General features: G+C 64.6%; 21 protein-coding genes. 7 read left to right on the forward strand and 14 right to left on the reverse strand.

Annotated elements, in window-relative coordinates:
* The first annotated feature begins 225 nt into the window (after window positions 1–225).
* The gene (gene sppA, locus EPL01_RS11985) at window positions 226–1254 is read left to right on the forward strand and encodes a signal peptide peptidase SppA (RefSeq protein ID WP_368279404.1); all 1029 of its coding nucleotides are present in this window, start codon (window positions 226–228) and stop codon (window positions 1252–1254) included.
* A 280-nt stretch (window positions 1255–1534) separates the two neighbouring features.
* Here the strand turns inward: sppA and EPL01_RS11990 are convergent, their stop codons facing one another.
* The 7 genes from EPL01_RS11990 to EPL01_RS12020 all read right to left on the reverse strand — a co-directional run bounded on the left by EPL01_RS11990 (window position 1535) and on the right by EPL01_RS12020 (window position 8058).
* Window positions 1535–1729 (reverse strand): hypothetical protein, encoded by a 195-nt coding sequence (locus EPL01_RS11990; protein WP_135825506.1) that lies wholly within the window; start codon window positions 1727–1729, stop codon window positions 1535–1537.
* Window positions 1730–1776: 47 nt separating this feature from the next.
* Window positions 1777–2214 carry a transcription elongation factor Spt5 gene (locus EPL01_RS11995; RefSeq protein ID WP_135825507.1) on the reverse strand — a complete coding sequence of 146 codons (438 nt, stop codon included), beginning with the start codon at window positions 2212–2214 and terminating at the stop codon, window positions 1777–1779.
* Between the two features lie 10 nt (window positions 2215–2224).
* On the reverse strand, window positions 2225–2392 hold the full coding sequence (locus EPL01_RS12000) for a protein translocase SEC61 complex subunit gamma (protein WP_135825508.1): 168 nt from the start codon (window positions 2390–2392) through the stop codon (window positions 2225–2227).
* 574 nt (window positions 2393–2966) lie between these two features.
* The gene (gene ftsZ / locus EPL01_RS12005) at window positions 2967–4112 is read right to left on the reverse strand and encodes a cell division protein FtsZ (protein WP_135825509.1); all 1146 of its coding nucleotides are present in this window, start codon (window positions 4110–4112) and stop codon (window positions 2967–2969) included.
* A gap of 98 nt (window positions 4113–4210) precedes the next feature.
* Window positions 4211–5587 carry a D-aminoacyl-tRNA deacylase gene (locus EPL01_RS12010; RefSeq protein ID WP_135825510.1) on the reverse strand — a complete coding sequence of 459 codons (1377 nt, stop codon included), beginning with the start codon at window positions 5585–5587 and terminating at the stop codon, window positions 4211–4213.
* 102 nt (window positions 5588–5689) lie between these two features.
* Window positions 5690–7033 carry a sodium/calcium exchanger protein gene (locus EPL01_RS12015; protein ID WP_135825511.1) on the reverse strand — a complete coding sequence of 448 codons (1344 nt, stop codon included), beginning with the start codon at window positions 7031–7033 and terminating at the stop codon, window positions 5690–5692.
* A gap of 47 nt (window positions 7034–7080) precedes the next feature.
* Window positions 7081–8058: a calcium/sodium antiporter gene (locus EPL01_RS12020; RefSeq protein ID WP_135825512.1), complete on the reverse strand. Its 978-nt coding sequence runs from the start codon at window positions 8056–8058 to the stop codon at window positions 7081–7083.
* A 124-nt stretch (window positions 8059–8182) separates the two neighbouring features.
* On the opposite strand from EPL01_RS12020, the gene EPL01_RS12025 reads away from it, so the two are divergent.
* The 3 genes from EPL01_RS12025 to EPL01_RS12035 all read left to right on the forward strand — a co-directional run bounded on the left by EPL01_RS12025 (window position 8183) and on the right by EPL01_RS12035 (window position 10565).
* Entirely contained in the window at window positions 8183–8992 is an 810-nt protein-coding gene (locus tag EPL01_RS12025) for a shikimate dehydrogenase (protein ID WP_135825513.1), read from the forward strand.
* 27 nt (window positions 8993–9019) lie between these two features.
* Complete coding sequence (locus EPL01_RS12030; protein WP_135825514.1) at window positions 9020–9862, forward strand: helix-hairpin-helix domain-containing protein; 843 nt, start codon at window positions 9020–9022, stop codon at window positions 9860–9862.
* A 289-nt stretch (window positions 9863–10151) separates the two neighbouring features.
* Window positions 10152–10565 carry a Rieske (2Fe-2S) protein gene (locus tag EPL01_RS12035; protein ID WP_135825515.1) on the forward strand — a complete coding sequence of 138 codons (414 nt, stop codon included), beginning with the start codon at window positions 10152–10154 and terminating at the stop codon, window positions 10563–10565.
* Window positions 10566–10586: 21 nt separating this feature from the next.
* Here the strand turns inward: EPL01_RS12035 and EPL01_RS12040 are convergent, their stop codons facing one another.
* Together EPL01_RS12040 and EPL01_RS12045 are read right to left on the reverse strand one after the other, a co-directional pair.
* A complete protein-coding gene (locus EPL01_RS12040; RefSeq protein WP_135825516.1) occupies window positions 10587–11417 on the reverse strand; it encodes a DUF7537 family lipoprotein in 831 nt (276 codons plus the stop codon).
* Between the two features lie 114 nt (window positions 11418–11531).
* Window positions 11532–11825 carry a transcriptional regulator gene (locus EPL01_RS12045; RefSeq protein WP_135825517.1) on the reverse strand — a complete coding sequence of 98 codons (294 nt, stop codon included), beginning with the start codon at window positions 11823–11825 and terminating at the stop codon, window positions 11532–11534.
* 277 nt (window positions 11826–12102) lie between these two features.
* Here EPL01_RS12045 and EPL01_RS12050 point away from each other — a divergent pair, with 277 nt between their 5' ends.
* The 3 genes from EPL01_RS12050 (at window position 12103) to EPL01_RS12060 (ending at window position 15246) form a co-directional block, all read left to right on the forward strand.
* The gene (locus EPL01_RS12050) at window positions 12103–13731 is read left to right on the forward strand and encodes a bacterio-opsin activator domain-containing protein (RefSeq protein WP_135825518.1); all 1629 of its coding nucleotides are present in this window, start codon (window positions 12103–12105) and stop codon (window positions 13729–13731) included.
* A gap of 119 nt (window positions 13732–13850) precedes the next feature.
* On the forward strand, window positions 13851–14186 hold the full coding sequence (locus EPL01_RS12055) for a DUF7344 domain-containing protein (protein ID WP_210424136.1): 336 nt from the start codon (window positions 13851–13853) through the stop codon (window positions 14184–14186).
* Window positions 14187–14277: 91 nt separating this feature from the next.
* The gene (locus tag EPL01_RS12060) at window positions 14278–15246 is read left to right on the forward strand and encodes a nucleotidyltransferase family protein (protein ID WP_135825519.1); all 969 of its coding nucleotides are present in this window, start codon (window positions 14278–14280) and stop codon (window positions 15244–15246) included.
* Window positions 15247–15268: 22 nt separating this feature from the next.
* Here the strand turns inward: EPL01_RS12060 and EPL01_RS12065 are convergent, their stop codons facing one another.
* From EPL01_RS12065 to EPL01_RS12085, 5 genes are all read right to left on the reverse strand, one after another.
* Complete coding sequence (locus EPL01_RS12065; protein WP_135825520.1) at window positions 15269–15688, reverse strand: hypothetical protein; 420 nt, start codon at window positions 15686–15688, stop codon at window positions 15269–15271.
* Window positions 15689–15747: 59 nt separating this feature from the next.
* Window positions 15748–16773, reverse strand: coding sequence for an SH3 domain-containing protein (locus EPL01_RS12070; RefSeq protein ID WP_135825521.1), 1026 nt, complete (start codon window positions 16771–16773; stop codon window positions 15748–15750).
* Between the two features lie 364 nt (window positions 16774–17137).
* On the reverse strand, window positions 17138–17884 hold the full coding sequence (locus EPL01_RS12075) for a diphthine--ammonia ligase (RefSeq protein WP_135825522.1): 747 nt from the start codon (window positions 17882–17884) through the stop codon (window positions 17138–17140).
* Window positions 17885–17959: 75 nt separating this feature from the next.
* A complete protein-coding gene (locus EPL01_RS12080) occupies window positions 17960–18283 on the reverse strand; it encodes a hypothetical protein (protein WP_135825523.1) in 324 nt (107 codons plus the stop codon).
* Window positions 18284–18409: 126 nt separating this feature from the next.
* A complete protein-coding gene (locus tag EPL01_RS12085) occupies window positions 18410–19567 on the reverse strand; it encodes a DUF373 family protein (protein ID WP_135825524.1) in 1158 nt (385 codons plus the stop codon).
* Between the last annotated feature and the right edge of the window lie 12 nt (window positions 19568–19579).

Raw genomic sequence — 19579 nt, forward strand, 5'->3', positions numbered from 1 at the left:
CCGCGCGAGCTGTGCGGAGAGCGCGGAAATATCTCACAGAGTGACCGCGACCGGGCGGGGGCTTCAAGAAGACCTCACCACTGTAGCCCTGCTGTTTACGGCCACAATCACGTCATCATCAACGACAACGACCACTCGACCGAACACCCCATTCTCACGTAGGCGAAGGCTTAACGGCGCGCCGGTCCTCAATCGGTGGTATGCGATTCATCGAGGTGAGCGGTCGTGGCCGGTAGCTCGCGGGCCGCGCAGGTCGCACAGTTCTTTCTCGTGTTGGTCGGCGTCGCGGTGGCGGTCGCGCTCGGGTGGATGCTGTTCGTGGTCGTCCCCGAGGGCAACCTCGCGCGACTCCTCGGGGTCGTGCTGGCGGTCCTCGCGGGCGTCGTCGGGGCGCGAGCGGCCGGAGCCATCGCCTCCTCGCGGTTCGCTGGCTACGACGTGGCCGAGGTCGCCGTCGAGGGGCCGATTACCCGCGACGGCGGCGGAAGCACCTTCCCGCCGCGGCCCGGCGGGGCCTCGGCAGACGACGTGGTGGAACAAATCGAGCGCGCCGACGAGGACGCCAACGCTCAGGCGCTCCTGCTGAAGCTCAACACGCCCGGCGGGCAGGTCGTGCCCAGCGACGACATCCGGGTCGCGGCAGAGCGCTTCGACGGCCCGACGGTCGCCTACGCTACCGACACCTGCGCCAGCGGGGGCTACTGGATAGCCAGCGGCTGTGACGCCATCTACGCCCGCGACGGGAGCATCGTCGGCTCCATCGGCGTCATCGGCTCGCGGGTCAACGCCGCGGAGGCCGCCGACAAACTCGGCTTGGAGTACGAGCGCCTCGCGGCGGGCAAGTACAAGGACGCGGGCAACTCGCTCAAGGAGATGACCGAGGACGAGCGCGCGTACCTCCAGAACCTCATCGACGGCTACTACGACGAGTTCGTCGAGCGCGTGACCGACGGCCGCGAACTCAGCGACGAGCAGGTCCGGGACACCGAGGCGAAGGTGTATCTCGGCGAGGAGGCCGAGTCCATCGGCCTCGTGGACGAACTCGGCACCAAGCGCGCGGTGAAAGACCGCCTCGCCGCGGACCTCGGCGTCGAGGAGGTCACGGTCGAGGAGTTCGCACCCGAGCGCAACCTGATGGAGCGCGTCCGCGGCGGGTCCCAATCGGTCGCCTACGCCCTCGGTGCTGGCGTCGCCAGCGCGTTCACGGGTGAGGACGGTCAGGGCGTGGAGGGCGTCGAGTTCGAACTTCGGTAATATAATTCGTTTCTTTAGAAATTATATTATTTTCTGAGAGTGGTTCTATAATTGTTTAGCACATCTTTACAACAGCGGTTCGGCGCGCGCTGGCGCGGCGCTCTTGTGCGCCGCGCCGAACCGCGCGAGGGATGAGTAGCGCAAGGAGGAGCGACCGGAGGGAGCGACGACTGAGGCTTGCGAGACGCTCCGCGTCTCGCTGATCTGCGAACGTGATTCGCAGACAACGCAATCGGTTGGGGAGGGTGTGGCCCGCGGCCGCGGTGCGGGGCGGTGACCCCTAGGCTTCGGCAATAGCTAGCTTCGTCTCGATAACCGTCTCGTCACTCACCTCACCCTTCTTGATAACCGTCTCGTCACTCACCTCACCCTTCTTGATAACCGTCTCGTCACTCACCTCACTCTTCTCGATAACCGTCTCGTCACTCACCTCACCCTTCTCGATAACCGTCTCGCCTCCGAAGAAAACCGACACTACAACTCCCTAGCTACGAGAAAAACCACAAAAACCGCGCTACCCAGTTACCGCTCTTCCGAATCGAGAACCCGAATCTGGTCGCCGCGAACCGTAACCGGAATCGGGACGGTCGCCTCGTACAGTTCGACCGTCACTTGGTCTTTGCCCTCGTCGATGCGCTGGACCTGCGCCTTCTCGCCCTTGAACGGCCCGGCGATGAGTTCCACGATGTCCCCCTCGGCGATGCCCTCCACGTCGGGCGTCGGCGACAGGAAGTGTTCCACCTCGGAGATGTCGCTCTTGCCCGGCACCATGCTCCGAGCGTGGGGAATCTCCTCCAGAACGCGGGTGATGACCGCGTCGTTGTCGGCCTCGACCATCACGTAGCTCGTCAGCGAGTCGGGCGCGAGGACGGCGTGAATCTCCGGCTCCTCGCGGTTGATGATCATGTCCGCGACGGTGCGCTCCTGACTTGCGGTCGTCTTGACTGCGTACATTCCCATTTTGCGTCACCTACGTTGGGATGAAACTCATGATGGCGAAGATGATAAAGCCGAGCAGGCCGACGAGGATGATTCCCGCACCCGCGATCTTCGAAATCTTCGAGAACTCCTCCCAAGAGGGCGTGCTGGCGAGCTTCAGCACTCGGATGTACGACGAGAGGTCTAACTTGACGTCCATGTTATCGGGGCTTAGAGAGCGTCCTTTCTATATCTATTGCTATCGACGCGGTAGTTGGGGTGTGTGACGGGGTGGCTTTTGGTCTTCTTTTTCGAGTTCGTCTCGATGTGGTTGTGGCCGCGAACACCAGAACTGCCGTGGTGATGTCCTCTTGAAGTCCCCGCCCGGTCGCTTCGTCTTGACGTGATTGTGACCGCAAACAGCAGAACTGCCGTGGTGATGTCTTCTTGAAGCCCCCGCCCGGCGGCGGTGGCCGGGCCGACATATCTGCGGCTCTCAGCAACGCCCGCCGCAGATAGGGGTCGGCCAGACGACCACGGGGCCTGACGGCCCGCGACCGGGCGGCCCCTTCATCCCACCCGTGATGATTGATTCGCCGAGCGTTCGCTGGTGGTTGTTCCGCCGAGCGTTCGCTGGTGGTTGTTCTGCCGAGCGCAACCCGTCGGTTGGTCGGTCGTCACGACACAGCGCCGAAATCGGCTCTCGAATAAAAATCGCTACAGCTATCGCTCCCGAACCAGCGAACGAGGAGGGAGGCGGGGCAGGGCGGGCCGAGGAGGCCGAGCGGACTGGACTACTCCACGTAGTCGATATCTTGCAGTCGCTTGTTGGCCTTGGCCTGCTGGGCCTCGTTGCGGCCGTAAATCTGGGGCGACTCGACGCCGGTCACGACGATCATCGTGCGCATCTCGCCGTCGAGTTCCTCGTCGATGGAGGTCCCCCAGATGATGCGGGCGTCGGGGTCGATGCGGTCGTAGATTTCTTCGACTACGCCTTCGGCCTCCTCGATGGACATGTCGTTGCCGCCGGTGACGTTGACCAGCGCGGAGTTCGCGCCGGAGATGTCCACGTCCAGCAGGGGCGACCGGAGCGCGGACTTGACCGAGTCCTGGGCCTTGGCGTCGGAATCGCTCTCGCCGAGGCCGATCATCGCCACGCCGCCTTTCTCCATGACGGTGCGAACGTCGGCGAAGTCCAGATTCACGAGGCCGGGCTTGGTGATGAGTTCCGTGATTCCCTTGACCGAGCGCATCAGGACCTCGTCGGCCACCTTGAACGCCTGTCGGACCGGAAGCTTGCCCACCGAGTCGAGCAGGCGGTCGTTGGGCACGACGATGACCGTGTCGGAAACGTCGCGCAGGCGCTCCAGACCGGCCTCGGCGTTGGTCCGGCGGACCTCGCCCTCCGCGGTAAAGGGCGTCGTGACGATGGAGATAGTCAGCGCGCCGGACTCGCGGGCGGCCTTGGCGACCACCGGGGCCGAACCGGTGCCCGTCCCACCGCCGAGTCCGGCGGTGACGAACACCATGTCCGAGCCTTGGATGGCGTCGTAAATTTCTTCCTGACTTTCGAGGGCGGCCTCCTCGCCGACCTGCGGGAGCGAGCCAGCGCCCCGGCCTTGGGTCTTCTGCTCGCCCATCAGAATCTTGGTGTCGGCCTCGATTTCCACGAGGTGCTGTACGTCGGTGTTCGCCGCCACGAGCTTCGCGCCGTGGATGCCCTCCTCGGCCATGCGGTTGACGGTGTTACCGCCAGCACCGCCACAGCCGACGACCGTGATGTCGGTCTGGAGGTCTTGGAGTACGTCTTTGAGTTCCTCGTCGGTCATCGTCCCCGAGGCGTTCGCGGCCTGCGACTTCGCCCCGGCCCCCGAACTGGCCTGTCGGGAGTCCTGTCCCCCCTCGGCTTCCTCGATGGCGTCTTCGACTAGCGAGTCCATGCTGAAGTTGCCTTGAGAACGGAGCTTAATTATCTTTCCCCTCTATGTCGGACGAATGTCTGACATTCGGTGACATTTAGCGCGTCAGACGGCCGAAATTAGATCTCGAACCGGCGAACTCGCTCCGACTGAACCGTCTCCGGGTCGATTTCTTTGCCATCGACCGTGACGGATTGGCCCGCCGAGAGCTTGCCGAAGGCCGGTCCCTCCTCGACTCCCAAAGTACGCGCTTTCTCGGGGTCGAACGTCACTTCGCGGGCCACGACTGCGCCCTCCTCGCGCGCCACGGAGTCGTACTTCTCGCCCAGCAAGTCCGCCAAATCAGCGACCAGCGCCTCGCGGTCGTCCGGCCCGCGGACCGCGGCCCGACCCGCGGCCCGGGTCCCGCTCTGCTCGGTCTCGAACGCGACGGTGTGGGACGCGACCGCCTCGCGGGTCTCCTCGGCGTCGATGCCCTGGACCTCCACGAGGAGGTCGTCGGGAAGCGAGACGATTTCGTACTCGCCCGAATCGGCTTCGTACTCGCCCGAATCGCCCTCGGACCCTGCGGCGTGGTCGCCGAAGCGCAGGCCCGACGAAATCGGAGCGAGGTCAGATTCGAGGTTCTCCACGAGGTCGAGGGCGACGCCGGTCGTCTCGCGGACCCACGTCTCGCCCACCACGTCGTAGCCCAGTTCACGAATCACCGATTTCAGTTCCGGATACTCGCCCTCCACGACCGCGCGCTCGGCTCGACTCTCCTCGAAGGCCCGGCGAATCACCTCCCGATTCTGCTCGGGTGACCCCATCGCGTCCAGTACCCAGTCGGCCGCGATGTGGCCGACCGCCCAGTCGGTCTCGCGCTCGATGCGAGTGAACCGCGGGACGTAGTGGCCCCCGCCGAAGCCGACGATTTGGCGCTCGCGGTGCGCTTGCACTCCCTCCAAGTCGAGGATACCTCGGGCGACTGCTCGCGCTCCCTCGGGGTCCTCCCACTCGGACTCGGCGCTCCCCAACTCGGCGAACAGCGAGGGGACGCCGACTTCCGAGGGGCCGTGGTGGGTACACTCCATCCCGACCTCGTAGGACTCGGGGGCGTACTCCTCGAAGGCTTCGAGGAGCCGAGCGTGAGCGTTGGGGCAGGTCTCGGCGAGGCCGCCCTCGGTGCCGCCGTACTCGGCGGGACCGAAGTTGCCCGTGAAGTGGGCCGTCAGCAGGGGGCCGGTGTCTCCGGAGTGCCGCGAGGCGAACACGAGCAGGTCGGGGTCCTCGGAGTGGCCGGTCGAATCGCGGAACGGTTCGGCCGCGTCCTCGATTTCGAGGTGGAGTGCGTCGAACTCCCGCAACTCGAATCCCTCTCGAACGTAGACCGTGCCGCCGCCCTCGGCGTCGGGTCGGGAGTCGTCCTCGCGGGTCTCCCAGTCGGCGAGGTCCAACAGGTGGTCGCCGATGTGAACCGAGGCCGAGTCGGCGCTGCTGACGACGATGGCAATCACGCTCGAACCTACGGCACGACCGGAAGAAAAGCGCGTCGAAGAAGGGGTCGTCGGAATCGGTCGGCGGTCGGCAGTCGGCGGTTGGCAGTCGGCGGTCGGCGGTCAGTCGGCGTGTTCCGCGTGGCTCGACTGGCCGCCCATGGCTTCGCGGGCGGTCGAAATCGTCCGACCGAACAGCGCGCGGACCTCCCTGCGGCGCTGGAAGAACAGCACCGCGCCGAGGACGAGGTAGACGACCGTGTAGGCGTAGAGGATGAGGAGACTCAGCTCGTGGGCCTGCGCGTCGGCCATCGTCTGGATGACGTAGAACTCCGCGATAATCTGGGTGGCGAACAGCACCAGCAGGGCGATTGCCTCGCGGACGCTAATCTCGAAGTTAGACAGGATGGCGATGGCGAAGAAGCTCTGTGCCGCGGTAATCCAGATTTCGGCCTGCTGCTTCTCGTCGAAGGGGAGCGCGCCGATTTGGCCCGAGGCGATGGAGTAGACGACCGCGAGCGTCCCGATGAGCAGGGTCCACTGGTTGAGCTTCGAGGAGATGAGCGCGTTGAACCCGGCAGTCGAGCGCGCCTTGTTGACCAGATAGGCGACGACGATGAGTTCCGGCGACTCGGAGGCCAGCGGTGCGATCCACTGAATCATGAAGAACGCCGGGACGCCGATGGCCTTCCCGAGCGATTCGAGTCCGTGGGCGAAGGGGTGGACCGCAGTGTAAATCATGAAGCCCGAGTAGCCGAACAGAAAGAGGACCGAGGCGATTCGCGGTCCCTTCGAGTACGACTGGAAGTAGGCGGGGACCCCGACCTGTTCGTCGGTCTCATCGACTTCGCCCCGGATGATGATGGCGATGTAGGTCACGTAGAGGCCGACGAGGACGACGGTGTCGAGCATGCCGATACCGCCGCCGAGCGGGACGAAGAACGCGAACGCGGTCGCCGCCAGCAGGAAGGCGATTTCGGTGGCGATGTCGTGGTCGAGTTCGACGTTGCTGGTGAGGAACCCGGACTCTTTGCTCACGGCAGTATCAGACGAGCTCCCCGCGCGATAGACCGTGAACAGCGCAATCGCGGACCAGCCCAGACCGATGAGGATGCGGTTCGCGCCGGTCATGTTGGCGACTGCGAGGTTCGCGGCTTCGGCACCGCGTGCTGTGCCAGCGTTCGCGCCTGCTGTCCACGCATAGAGCGCGTCGACGGCGTACTCCGGTGCCACCGCGAGGACCGCGAGAACGGCCAGCGCGAAGGCGCGAGGCACATCCTCCTCGGCGGTCTCGGCACCCCACGCGAGCATGAAGGAGGCACCGAGGACGGCCACGCCGGTGATTGCGACCGTCTGGAGGTGGCTCAGACCGGGCGTGCCGCCCGTCGCCCAGACGAACAGCCACGGGAGCGTGAGCGCCGTCGTCGCGCCGACTGCGGCAAGAGGATGACGTAAACGACCCAACATTCTGCCAGAGGATAGCTCACCCCAGCAAGTAGGTCTTGCGTTATGCCTCAGGGTAGCAGGAAGTAGACGAACCCGCCGTAGGCCGCGACGAGCGCGACGCCGCTCGGACGCGAGATGTCGCGGCCGAGGGCCATCAGCGCAATCGCACCGACGGTGAACGCTATCATCACCGGGAAGTGGAAGGTCTGGACGCTCGTGTTCACCGAGAGGGGATTGACCACCGCGAGGAGTCCGATGACCGCGAGGACGTTGTAGATGTTCGACCCGACGACGTTGCCGATGCTGAACTCGGCCTCGTCGCGGAGCGAACTCACCAGCGAAGTCGCCAGTTCCGGGAGCGACGTGCCGAACGCGATGATGGTGATACCGATGAAGAGGTCACCGAAGCCGAACGACCGCAGGAGGCCCGTCCCGCCCTGCACGAGGCCGACCGACCCGCCCAGAAGGCAGAGTCCCGCGCCAGCCAGCACGGCGAGCTGTCGGGCGCTCACCGACCCCTCGTCCGACTCGACCTGCATCTCGTCGGGGAGGACCTCCTCGTCCGCCGACCAGGAGTTGTAGATCATGTACCCGGTGAAGACGGCCAACAGCGCGAGGAGTCCGACGCCGTCGAACTGCCCGAGTCGCCCGTCGCTCCCGAGGACGATGAGCAGGACTGCGGCCGCGAGCATGAACGGGCCGTGTCGCCAGAGAATCTTCGAATCGACCGAGAGCGGGCTGACCATCGCCGACGCGCCGAGGACCAACCCGATGTTGGCGATGTTCGACCCGATGATGTTGCCCAGTCCGATGTCCCCCGAGATGCCGATGCCGCCGACCATACTGACGAACAGTTCGGGCGCAGTCGTCGAGAACGCGACGATGGTGACGCCGACCGTCGCGGGGTTGATGCCGTAGCCGACGGCCAGCGACGACGCGCTGTCTACCAGCAACTCCGCGCCGAGATACAGGAGGAGAATTCCTCCGACGAGATATATCGTATCAACCGAAACCAATGAACTAGCTAACGCTTGAAGCGGTATCATCTGTCCTATACTGCCGACCGAATCGGAGGACCATGATAAGTATTTGGATAATTCCAGATTTCGAGAACCGGTCACCCGGTCCCGAAACCAACCAGTTAACCCGAGGGCGGACCATCAATCGGGCATGGACGTGTTCGGACTCCTCGGAAATCCGGTCGGTCACTCGCTGTCGCCGCCGATGCACGAGGCGGCCTACGACGAACTCGGGATGGACGCTCGGTACGTCACCTTCGAACCGGACCCCGACGACCTCGGCCGAGCAATCGAGGGCGCGGCCGCACTCGGAATCTCGGGCCTGAACGTCACGATTCCGTTCAAAGAGGACGCCCTCGACCACGTCGACCCCGACGACCTCGCGGCCCGAATCGGCGCGGTCAACACCATCGACTTCTCCGGCGACGAGGAGAAGCCCCCCACCGGCCACAATACCGACGCGGCGGGTGTCCGCCGGTCGTTCGCCCACCACGACGTGACCCTCGCGGGGAAGGACGCGGTCGTCGTCGGCGCTGGCGGGGCGGCCCGGGCGGCGGCGTTCGCGCTCGCCGACGCCGGGGCGGCGGTCCACATCGCCAACCGGACGGTCGAGCGCGCCGAGCGACTCGCGGACGACCTGAAAGGTTCGACCGCGGGCGGCCTCGCCTCGCTGGAGTCGCACGTCTCCGACGCCGAGGTGCTGGTCAACGCCACGAGCGTCGGCATGGAGGAGGACGTGTCGCCGGTCCCGGCCGAGGCGCTCCACGCCGACCTCGCGGTGCTGGACGCGGTCTACCGCCCGCTCGACACGCGACTCCTCCGCGAGGCCCGCGAGCGAGGCGCGACCACCATCGACGGCGCGTGGATGCTTTTGTATCAGGGAGTGGAAGCTTTCGAGCGCTGGACTGGTCGAGACGCCCCCGTGAGCGCGATGAACGAGGCGCTTCGGGCACGGCTTTAAGTGGCGCGGCCGTCTACTGTCGCGCAAATGGGACTGCTCACTAAGCTGAAGTCGTTGCTTGGTTTCGAGGACGACCGCTCGCAGGTGCGACGGAGCGAGTCCGGCGTGACCATCGAGCGAGAACCCGACGAGTCGGCCCAACCGGACGCAGAGAGCGAGAGCGCCGTCAAAGGCGTCGATACCGGTACGGAGGAGTCCTTCGACACCGAAGCGACCCGAACCGACGAGCGGGCGGAAACCGAGGAACCGACCGAGTCCGAGACTGCGGAACCGGAACGAACCGAAGCGGCCGAGGAACCCGAAACGGAACCGTCGGCCGAAACAGCGGAATCGACTGAAACCGGGGAACCGGCCGAAACTGAAGAACCGACCGAAGCGGAGGAACCGGAAGCAATCGAAGGCATCGAGGAGGCCGAAGAGTCGGACACCGAGGAGGCGGACGAAACCGAGGCCGACGAGCGAGCGGAGTCGGCCGAGACGGGCGTCACCACCGAGGACGTGACCACCGCACCCGAGGCCGAGAGCGGCGAGGAGCAACTCGACGAGGCGGCCGAACCCGCCGAGGCCGCCGGTCCCTCGATGGACGTCGCCGAACCCTCCCAGTCCGCGGGCGACGAACCCGAGCCGACGCCCGAAGAGACCGAGGGCGAGACGCCCGAACCCGACGAAGCCGCCGAGGAATCGGTCGGCTCGGGCGAACCCCTCGAAGACGTGAAGGGCATCGGCCCGGCCTACGCCGAGCGACTGCGCGACGCTGGCGTCGCCGACATCGGCGAACTGGCCCGCGCCGACGCCGACCAACTCGCCGACGAGACCGGCCTCTCCGCCAAGCGCATCTCGACGTGGATAGAGCGGGCCGACGCGCGGTAGACTCCTCGGGGTCGGTTTCTACCTGCCGCGAGTCGGGGTCGGTTTCTACCTGCCGCGAGTCGGGGTCGGTTTCTACCTGCCGCGAGTCGGAGCGGTCGGCTACGCACCACCAGCCACGCGCTTCGTTCGGTGGAACAAACAAGTCCTGGTGGGACGTTGCTGTCTCGTCTGCTTCTGCGATTCTGAGCGCGAGGGCTTTCGAGGACGTTGCTGTCCTGTCTGTTTCTGCGACTCTGAGCCTAAGCGCGATGAGAAGGCTGAAAAGCCCGGACTCGCTACCGATGGATAGATGGACGAGGACAGCCGCATCGCCGACGTCTCGGAGGTCCCCGACGACTCGACGCTCCTGTTCACGGTTCGAGACGGCTTCGACGACCGCGAGGCCATCCTGACCAAGACCGACGAAGGCGAGGTCACTGCCTTCGAGAATTACTGCCAGCACTGGACCGACGTGAGACTCGACAGGGGGAGCGGCGCGACCAAGCGCGACGGCGAACTGGTCTGTGGCAAGCACGGCGCGCTCTTCGAGGAGGATTCGGGCTGTTGCACCTACGGCCCCTGCGAGGGCGCGGTCCTCCAGCACGTCGAGGTCACCGTCGAGGAGGGCGGCGTCTACCTCACCGACGACGACTACGAATTTGTCGAGGTCGGCTCCTCGAAGGAGTACGACCTCTCTTCGAACCGGTCGCTCGGGTTTGATTGACGTTCGACGCGCCCATCGCCGCTAGAGACTCCGGGTGACGTTCTCCTTCGATGTCGAACGGGATTCGGTGTTTCGGGCACGTGCCGTATCCACCCAGTCCGGTTCAGCAACAGTGGTCGAATTGAGATCCGTTACCACGAACTGTTCCGAGTACGTGACGGTTTCGCCCCCTTCAACCAATGTAGTAGTAACCGACATCAACCGGACGATACCGTGTCGGTCCACGATAACAGTCGCATTGAAGGATGTGACGTTCTTTCCGTCCCGTTCGTTTACGTCGGCGAGTGAGGCACTAAGCACGACGGCCGGAACTCCACTCCGGTTCACCACCCGCTTAGGAGTGAACTCTGCCGATCTGAGATGCGTCCGAACGAACCACGTTGCGGCGTACGATTCGGGGAATACACTAATTGGACTGTCCGAACGTTCGTACATGGAGTACGCGGCCTCTTGACCAGTTCCGGTTCGCACATACACCGTTTCCTCCGTCGCGTATGTGTTCGTCGTCTTGTTTTCGTGCTTGACGGTGTGTTTGAGGTGGACTGGTGCTAATCCAGTATCAGCCGTTAAAACCAGCCGACCTGCTCGCTGACCGTTTGACGTGTTGGCTTCGGTTGACGAGCGAAGTGTGAAATTGGTCCTCGAAAGCGCCTCCTCATGATTTTTTGCGACGAGACTTGCGTTCACCCCGGACTCATTGATACCACGGGGATAGTTGAAGCCGTCGGTCACATCGGTCGTGGTCCTGGTTACTGTCGGTGAGCTGGTATCGTTGACCGGCACACCACTACTGCACCCCGAGAGCAGGAGTAGAAGCGCCACAGCCAACGAGATGTGACTGGTTCGAGACACTACCAAGAAGGTCTTCCCCCGTTGTAAAAAGTCCTATACATTCGCGCTTCAGTCCGGACCCTACCGAGGACTGGGTTCGTAGGTCTCGACGCTGAAAGCGTCACGCTCGACTGATTAGCCGATTCTGAACTCAGGCTCCTCGACTGCTTCGCTCTTGCACTCGGGGCACCGCGACGGGCGATTCGCCGGGTCGTCGAAGTCGTCGAACCCGCAGTCGCTACACTCCGGCGGCGCGACCAGCAGTTGCTCGTCGTCGCCAGCGGAAATCGACTGGGCGACGTGGCGGACGTGGTCGATGGCGGCGCTCGCGGTCACGTCGAACTCCGTCGCCAGCGCGCTCGGCGAGGCGGTCGTCTCGCGGAGGTGGTCGGCGATGCGCTCGCGGGTGGTCTCGTCGGCCTCGCGCATACCGTCTCGTCGCAACTGAGGCGACATAACCCTTTCCCGCGAGTGGGAGCGATAGAGACTCCTATACCAGTCTTTAAAGGAACAAAATATTGCTTTTAGACAATAGAATATATGTCTCGCTCGGAACGAACCTCGAAGCGTCTCCCGAAGCGCCCCCGAAATACCTGCGAAGCACCTCTGAAGCGCCTGTCGTTTTCGAGCGGACGTGCGGTTGGAACGACCGAAACCACCCCCGATATTTATGTGTATTGCGTGACTCTTTTACAGAGAACTTCCGATGGACGACCTCGATTCGACCCACCGCGACGGCGAGTACACGCGGCGCTTAGAGGCGGCCGTCGAGACCACCACCGACGCCATCTTCATCAAGGACACCGACGGTCGCTACCTGTTCGCCAACGGGGCGGCCGGGTCGGTCCTCGGCGTCGAAGCCGACGACGCCGTGGGCCAGACCGACGAGGAGGTGTTCGGCGAGGACGCGGCCGCGGAACTCTGCGAACGCGAGCGCGAGGTCCTCGACACCGAGACCGAGCGGACGTTCGAGGTCGTCCTCCCGGTCGGCGACGACGAGCGGGTGTTCGAGGCCACCTGCTCGCCGTACTACGACGCCGAGGGCGACCTCGCGGGGACGGTCTGCATCTATCGGGACGTGACCGACCAGCGAGTCCGCGAGCGCCGACTGGAGGACCAGCGCGACGAGTTGGAGACCTTCGACCGCATCAACGAAGTCGCCCAAGAGGTCGTCCAAATCCTCATCGGCGAACCCACCCGCGACGAAATCACGCGAGCGGTCTGCGACCACCTCGTGGAGACCGAACTGTATCAGGTCGCGTGGGTCGGCGAACCCAGTCCCAACGGCTCGCGGATGACGAACGTCGTCGGCGCGGGACTGGACGACCAGACCCGCGACCTCATCGAGAGCATCGACGCCAGCGAGGACAGCGAGGAGCCGGTGCCCCGCGCGTACTACGACGGCGAGACCCACGTCGTCCAGAGCGTCTCCGACGACGAGTCGCTGCCCGAACAGCGCCGCGAGGACATCCTCGAACGCGGCGACCGGTCGGGCATCGCGGTCCCCATCCGCTACGGCGACACGACCTACGGCGTCCTCTCGGTCGGGTCCGACCGCCTCTCGGCGTTCAGCGAGCGCGAGGCCGCCGCCTTCGACGTCCTCGGTGAGGTCATCGGCTTCGCCATCGGCGCGGTCAAACACCGCCGACTCGCGCTCTCGGACACCGTAGTCGAACTGGAGTTCCGGTTGACCGACGCCGACTCGTTCTACGTCGCGGTCTCCGACGCGCTCGACTGTCGCCTCTCGCTGGAAGGCATGGCGGCCGGACCCGAGGGGACGCTGTTGTTCTACGATACGCTGACCGGGGCCGACCCCGAGGAACTCCTCGAACGGACCGACGAGTGGGACGCCGTCGAGGACGCCCGCCTCGTCAGCGACGGCGACGACGAGTCGCTCATCGAGTTCACGGTCTCGGGGTCGTCGCTCGCGCTGACCCTCTCGGAGTACGGCGCGAACACCAAGACGGCGGTCAGCGAGAACGGCGAGGCCACCGTCGTCGCCGAACTCCCCGCCGACGCGGACGTTCGGAGCGTGGTCGAGCGCGTCCGGACCAAGTTCCCCGACGTGGAACTCGTCGCCAAGCGCGAGACCGAGCGCGAACTCCGGACGCCGCGGGACTTCCGGCAGGACTTCGACGAGCGACTCACCGACGCCCAGCGGACCGCGCTCCGGGCCGCGTACTTCGCTGGCTACTACGAGTGGCCCCGCGACAGTACCGCCGAGGAGGTGGCCGACGCGCTCGGCGTCTCGTCGCCGACCTTCCACCAGCACATCCGGAAGGCACAGCGAGAACTCCTCGGGACGTTCTTCGATTCCGAGGGCGACCGACCCTAGCTGTTTAGGTCCACCGTTCTTTATGATTCGGTGGTAACTATTCGTCGGCGCGCCGCAACATGAGTAAGGAATATACACCGACGGGAGAAGAGGGGGCAACCACGGACGGTGGGCCGTCCGTGTCCGACGAGCAGGTGGCGACGGGGACCGAACTCGACGACCTTTTCGAGGTCCTCGCCGACAGCCACCGGCGTCGTGTCCTCGCGTACCTCGCCGACACAGATGACGACGTTGCGGCGTTTTCGGAGCTTATCGAACACGTCGCAGACGACTCGGCCGGGGAATCGACTGACAACGAACGACTCGCCGTGAGCTTACACCACACCCATCTGCCGAAACTCGCGGACGCTGGCGTCGTGGAGTACGACCCCCGAAGCGAAGTCGTTCGCTATCGAGGCGGGGACGTCGTCACCGACTGGGTGGAACTCGCTCGGTCCTACGAAACCAGCGAGTAAACCGACTCCGATTCTGGCGCTGATTGCCCCGCGATTTCGTCCGACCTCGGAAATGAAAAAGGACTTACCGCGGCGCGTCGAGTCTCATCTTATGAAGGCAGTCGTTCTCGCGGGAGGCTATGCGACGCGACTCTGGCCGATTACGAAGCACCGACCGAAGATGTTCCTACCGGTCGGCGACTCGACCGTCATCGACCAGATTTTCGCCGAACTGGAGGCCGACGACCGAATCGAGGAGGTGTACGTCTCGACCAACGAGCGATTCGCCGAGGACTTCCGGACCCACTTGGACGAGAGCGAGTTCGACAAGCCGAAACTCACCGTCGAGGACACCACCGAGGAGGACGAGAAGTTCGGCGTCGTCGGGGCGCTCGCCCAACTGTTCGACCGCGAGGACATCGCCGAGGACACCCTCGTCATCGCGGGCGACAACCTCATCAGCTTCGGCATCAGCGACTTCATCGACTTCTTCCAAGCCAAGGACTCGCCGACGCTGGCCGCCTACGACGTGGGAAGCCGCGAGCGAGCCAAATCCTACGGGCTGGTCGAACTCGACGGCGACGAGGTCGTGGACTTCCAAGAGAAGCCCGACGACCCCAAGAGCACGCTGGTCTCCATCGCGTGCTACGCCTTTACCGCCGAGAACATCCCGCTGTTCGAGGAGTACCTCGAAAACGGCAACAACCCAGACGAACCCGGCTGGTTCGTCCAGTGGCTCCAACAGCGCGACTCGGTGTACAGCTACACCTTCGACGAGGCGTGGTTCGACATCGGCACCCCCGAGAGCTATCTGGAGGCGGTCGGCTGGAAACTCGACGGCGAGAACCAGATTGCCGATTCCGCCAGCGTCGAGAACACCACGGTCGGCGAGAACGTCCACGTCATGCCGGGCGCCGAAGTCGTCAACTCCAGCGTCAACAACTCCATCGTCTTCCCGAACGCGACCATCGTGGACTGCGACATCCGCGACTCCATCATCGACGAGAAGACCCACGTCGAGAACATGGACTTGGCTGGCGCGCTCATCGGGGCGCACACCCAGATTCTGAACGGCGAATAGCGCAGCTCCCTATTTCTGCGGATTATTCTCTGACGCCCAGATACACTTCTTGGCCCTCGAACTCGCCGCCGCGCAAAAGATAGAGGACGTAGGCCGTCGCGCGGTGGTTGCCGTCGGCGACGTAGGCCGGGTCCGCGCCCTCTCGAAGCACGACCAGTTTGCCCTCGGGACCGGACTCCTCGATTTCGTCGGCGAAGTCGACGATTTCTCGGATGTCCTCGGAGGACTCGGCCTCCAGTTTCTCCACGTCGTCGGTCTCGCGGACTCGCTCGGCGATGGGGATGCGCTCGAGGAGTTCCTGCCGAAGCGCGGGTTCGGTGGCGAGTCGGTCGGGGTTCGGAGGGTTCTCCTCGTCCCCGACCTCTTGGCGGAGCCAGTAGCGGAGGACCTCCTCGGGAGAGACCGGTTCGGGGTCGCCGCGGAGGCGGTCTTCGATTGCCATCGGGCCAGTACGAAGGACGCCCGCGGGGAGAAGAGTTACGGCAACCTTGCGGAGTTTCCTTAAATCGCGCCGTCACCCCACGAGCGGTAGAACTTGTAGTAGGCCTGTCGGGCGTCGACGACGTAGGACCGGCACATCGTCTCGGACCAGCTCGGGCAGTAGTTGCGCTCGTCGAGGCCGGGCGTCCACTCCAGCCCGCCGCCGCAGGCGCAGCCGGTGGTGTCGTCGCCTTCCTTGGGCATGCTCCGGGGCGAGTAGAAGTGGGTCGCGCCGCAGGAGGGGTCGGGTTCCGAGCAAGTCAAAATGGCTCCCGCGAGGTCGTAGATTTCGTCGGTCGGGTCCTGATTGTGGGCGTAGGCGTCCCACTCGTCGGAGACCTCGGTGGTGCCGTTTCGCTCCATCCGGTTGAGGACCGTGTAGCCCACGGCCCGTCGCTCGGTGGTGTTGCCGACCGAGGCCTCGGACATGACGACCTTGGCGAGTTCCCACTGGTTCGAGTCGGTGTCCCACGCCGAGTTACAGCCGTAGAGCATCCCCTCCTCGAGCCAGTTCTGGGCGACCCAGCCGTTCTCGTCGTCGTAGAACTCGACTTTCCACCACGTGTAGCCGTCGTTCTGCTCCGGCCCGGCGAGGACCGTGCCCCAGTCGCCGGGTTCGGTGGTTCCGATGTCGGTCCCGCTGGTCGAGGGGCTGTCGCGGATGTTCACGTAGTCGGTGGCGTGGACCGCGTCGTAGCGGCAGAACTTGCTGGTCCACTCCTTGCCCGAGGAGAGCCAGCCGTCGCCCTTGGCGCACCACCCGGTCGCGGTGCCGTCGTAGCGGTCGTCGTCGAACTCGACGTACCACCACTCGTAGCCGTCGGCGTAGGCCGGGCCGTCTTTGACCGTCCCGCGCATCGCGGCGGGTACGGTGTCGATGACGGTGTAGTCGGTGCCCGCGCCGTCGCGGACGTTCAAGTCGGTCGTGGTGTGGACGACCTCGCCGAGTTGGAAAGTCGCCGCGCTCGCGGTACTCGCGCCGAGAACGGTCGCTCCGCCCGCGGCGACGCCTGCTTTCTTCAGGAAATCGCGTCGTGAATCGTGCATCGTCAGTTTCGACCACGAACGCCCCGCAAATAAATTCCATGACAGAATGTAGGAAATAATACTCCGCGAGAATCTCAGAAAACCTCCCGGCGCGTGCTGGCGTCTGCGCGAGCGAAGCGAGCGCAGGCTCGACAGACGCGAGTTGTCTGTCGGCGCGCGCGGTTCTGCGCGCGACGTTCCGCGCGAGGGACGAATATCGCAGGCCCGTGGCCGAGAAGCACAGTCGGTTGGGGAGGGCGTGGCCTGCGTGCGGGGCGGTGCGGAGGACTCCGATGTTCAAGCCTGAAGCTAGCTTCCGTGACCATCCACTAACTGCCGACGAACTATCAGAATTTACCCCCGGCGAACCGCGAGACCACCGAAATCACTCCGCCAGCCACGCATCTTCTATTTGCAGCGTCCCGCGGGTCCCGTCCCACTCCGTCTCGTACTCCAGTTCGATGGCACGGTCCATGTGCGGGGCGTCCGTCACCAGCGTCTCGAACTCGCCGCCCTCGCCCAGAATATGCACACCGTGGCTCTCGTTGAGGTCCTCCAGTTCGGCGATGGCCTCCTCGTCCAAGGTCCGGCCGAGCCACGACTCGTCCAGTCCGTAGGCCGCGACTCTGATGATGGTAATCTCGAAGCCCGCGTCGAGCATCGCGTCGGCGAGGTCTCGGGGGTTCTCCTGCCAGAGGGGTGCGAAGACCTCGGCGTCGAGGCGGTCGGCCATCGCCTCGATGCGGGAGGTCTGGTACTCGCTCTCGACCGCGCCAGCGGTCACGCCCTCGACGCCGCCGAGGAGTTCGGCGTCGAGTTCTCGGACCGCGGCTTCCAGCGGCCGGAGTTCCTCGTCGCCCTGCGCGCCCGATTCGTCGGCCTCCTCGGCCTCGAAGTCGTCGGGTTCGACCTCCACGAGGGGGATGCCGATGCTCTCGGCGGCGAGCGAGGCCAGTCGCGTCGCCGGGACGTGGTACATGTAGGAGTCGCCCTCCGGGTGAACCGTGACGAGGCGGGACACGTCGAGTCCCGATTCGAGGGCCTGATACAGCGCCCACGACGAGTCCTTGCCGCCTGAGAAGAGGCTGACCCACTGCCCTTCCCGCGCTGCCGACGATGGCTGTTCGGTCATGGCTGTACCTCTGAAGCAGACAAATAAAGGTGGCGCGAAGTCGGCCTACTCGGAATCGCTTCCAGATACGCTCACTTACGCGACCGTGGCATTAGGCTTTCGAGGAGTGTCGGGAGAGAGTATCTGTGCGATTTCCTCCGCAATATCCTTCAGAGTGGCCATCGAGGGTGCCGGCGGGCTCAATCCAAAGAAGGAGAGTACGCTCATCCCGGTTCTCACTACGCGAACGTACTTCCAGACTCTTTTCAAGGATATTCGGCTGGTAACTGCCCCTTCTGCCTTTTCCAAGGTCCTCACGGCCTTTAATAACGCTTTCTGCCACCTCCCGTTCACGTATCGGTTGTTTTTAATTAGCTGTTTAGCCCAGTCGTACTTTGAGCGGGAACCTGTCGAAGTCACGATGTAATGTTTAAGAATGGTAAGTGTAAATATTCGTATCTGATACAGCACAATTACCTTAATAATTAAACTAGATTGCGGTTCGCCGTCCGGGACTTCTTCGGCTGGCTGTTCACTCGCGGGGAGCTAGTCCACCAACTCTTCGTCCTCGAACTCCTCGCCGAACGAGGAGCCAGTGACGTACGACGAGATACGAACTCCGAGTAGGCTCACCACGACGCCCGCGACGACGAACAGAGCCATTCGCGTGCCCGGCATGAGTTCGATGCGCTCGACGGCGAGGCTCCCGAACTCGGACTGGGGAATCACGACCGGTTCGACGAAGCCCTCGCGCTGGAGGAAGTACGCCGAGAAGCCCCGGACGACGAGGCCGACCGCCAGCACGCCGAACGGGAGGTTCAGGTAGGAGTTGCGCACTCGGTCGTTGCGGATGACCTCGTCCAGCAGGCGACCGGTCGAGGCCGCGAGCGCCGCCGCCGCGAGCCACGGGACGCTGGCGAACGCGAACGCCATCGCGGGCATCAGGACGCCTTGGGTCGGGGCGGCGGGGTCCGAGATGCGGAGCGCCCCGGCGAAGAGACCGATGAGCGAGAGGCCCGCCGCGACGACGTAGGTGACGATGGAGACCCGACCGGAGTAGAGCGCGTCGCGGACCTCGCCGGGCAGGTCCGAGACGTACTCGTCCACGCCCAGTCCCTTGTAGAGGACGAACAGGCCGATGACCGCCGTAATCGAGGCGACCGCCATCGCGGGGCCGAACGCCATCAGGAGGATGGGGAAGGCGAGCATGGCGACCCCGACCGGGACGAGGACGGTCTGGCGGAGTTCCTCGTCGGCGAGGAACTGCTTGAGGAGGTAGTAGGTCGATTCGATGTCGCGGGCCTGTCGGACGACGACTCTGTCGACCGCATCGACTCGCACTCGGCTCTCGATGATTGGAACCAGTCGCTCGTCCTGCGCGCTGTCGATGACGACCACGGCCGAGTCCGGGTCGTGGTCGGCGATGAGGTCGTCCATCTGGGCGGCGACCGCGCGGTCCCGGCCCACCATCGACTCGGCCGCGCCGGAGATGACCGCCACCGTGGTCTCCTCGTCGTCGTCCCGCAGGTCGCGGGCCACGCGCAGGGATTCGAGCAGACAGTTGACGCTGGCGTCTTCTGGGTCCGCGAGCCCGACTTCGGTGACGAGCGACCGGACCGCCTCCCACCCCGAAACGGGGGTCTGGAGACCGGTCTTGGTCCCGATGTCGTCGTCGCGGTCGACGCACACTACCAGCGTACTCATGTCGCGTATCTG

Origin of the sequence: Halorussus ruber, assembly GCF_004765785.1 — an archaeon.
GTDB lineage: Archaea > Halobacteriota > Halobacteria > Halobacteriales > Haladaptataceae > Halorussus > Halorussus ruber.

Excerpts from the sequence above, each read along its gene's own strand:
- EPL01_RS12065 (WP_135825520.1), bottom strand. The coding sequence starts at position 15,688 with ATGGCAATCGAAGACCGCCTCCGCGGCGACCCCGAACCGGTCTCTCCC.
- EPL01_RS12000 (WP_135825508.1), bottom strand. The coding sequence starts at position 2,392 with ATGGACGTCAAGTTAGACCTCTCGTCGTACATCCGAGTGCTGAAGCTC.
- EPL01_RS12020 (WP_135825512.1), bottom strand. The coding sequence starts at position 8,058 with ATGATACCGCTTCAAGCGTTAGCTAGTTCATTGGTTTCGGTTGATACG.
- EPL01_RS12075 (WP_135825522.1), bottom strand. The coding sequence starts at position 17,884 with ATGACCGAACAGCCATCGTCGGCAGCGCGGGAAGGGCAGTGGGTCAGC.
- EPL01_RS12085 (WP_135825524.1), bottom strand. The coding sequence starts at position 19,567 with ATGAGTACGCTGGTAGTGTGCGTCGACCGCGACGACGACATCGGGACC.
- EPL01_RS12060 (WP_135825519.1), top strand. The coding sequence starts at position 14,278 with ATGAAGGCAGTCGTTCTCGCGGGAGGCTATGCGACGCGACTCTGGCCG.
- EPL01_RS11995 (WP_135825507.1), bottom strand. The coding sequence starts at position 2,214 with ATGGGAATGTACGCAGTCAAGACGACCGCAAGTCAGGAGCGCACCGTC.
- EPL01_RS12030 (WP_135825514.1), top strand. The coding sequence starts at position 9,020 with ATGGGACTGCTCACTAAGCTGAAGTCGTTGCTTGGTTTCGAGGACGAC.
- EPL01_RS12045 (WP_135825517.1), bottom strand. The coding sequence starts at position 11,825 with ATGCGCGAGGCCGACGAGACCACCCGCGAGCGCATCGCCGACCACCTC.
- EPL01_RS12050 (WP_135825518.1), top strand. The coding sequence starts at position 12,103 with ATGGACGACCTCGATTCGACCCACCGCGACGGCGAGTACACGCGGCGC.
- EPL01_RS12035 (WP_135825515.1), top strand. The coding sequence starts at position 10,152 with ATGGACGAGGACAGCCGCATCGCCGACGTCTCGGAGGTCCCCGACGAC.
- EPL01_RS12025 (WP_135825513.1), top strand. The coding sequence starts at position 8,183 with ATGGACGTGTTCGGACTCCTCGGAAATCCGGTCGGTCACTCGCTGTCG.
- EPL01_RS12070 (WP_135825521.1), bottom strand. The coding sequence starts at position 16,773 with ATGCACGATTCACGACGCGATTTCCTGAAGAAAGCAGGCGTCGCCGCG.
- ftsZ (WP_135825509.1), bottom strand. The coding sequence starts at position 4,112 with ATGGACTCGCTAGTCGAAGACGCCATCGAGGAAGCCGAGGGGGGACAG.
- EPL01_RS12015 (WP_135825511.1), bottom strand. The coding sequence starts at position 7,033 with ATGTTGGGTCGTTTACGTCATCCTCTTGCCGCAGTCGGCGCGACGACG.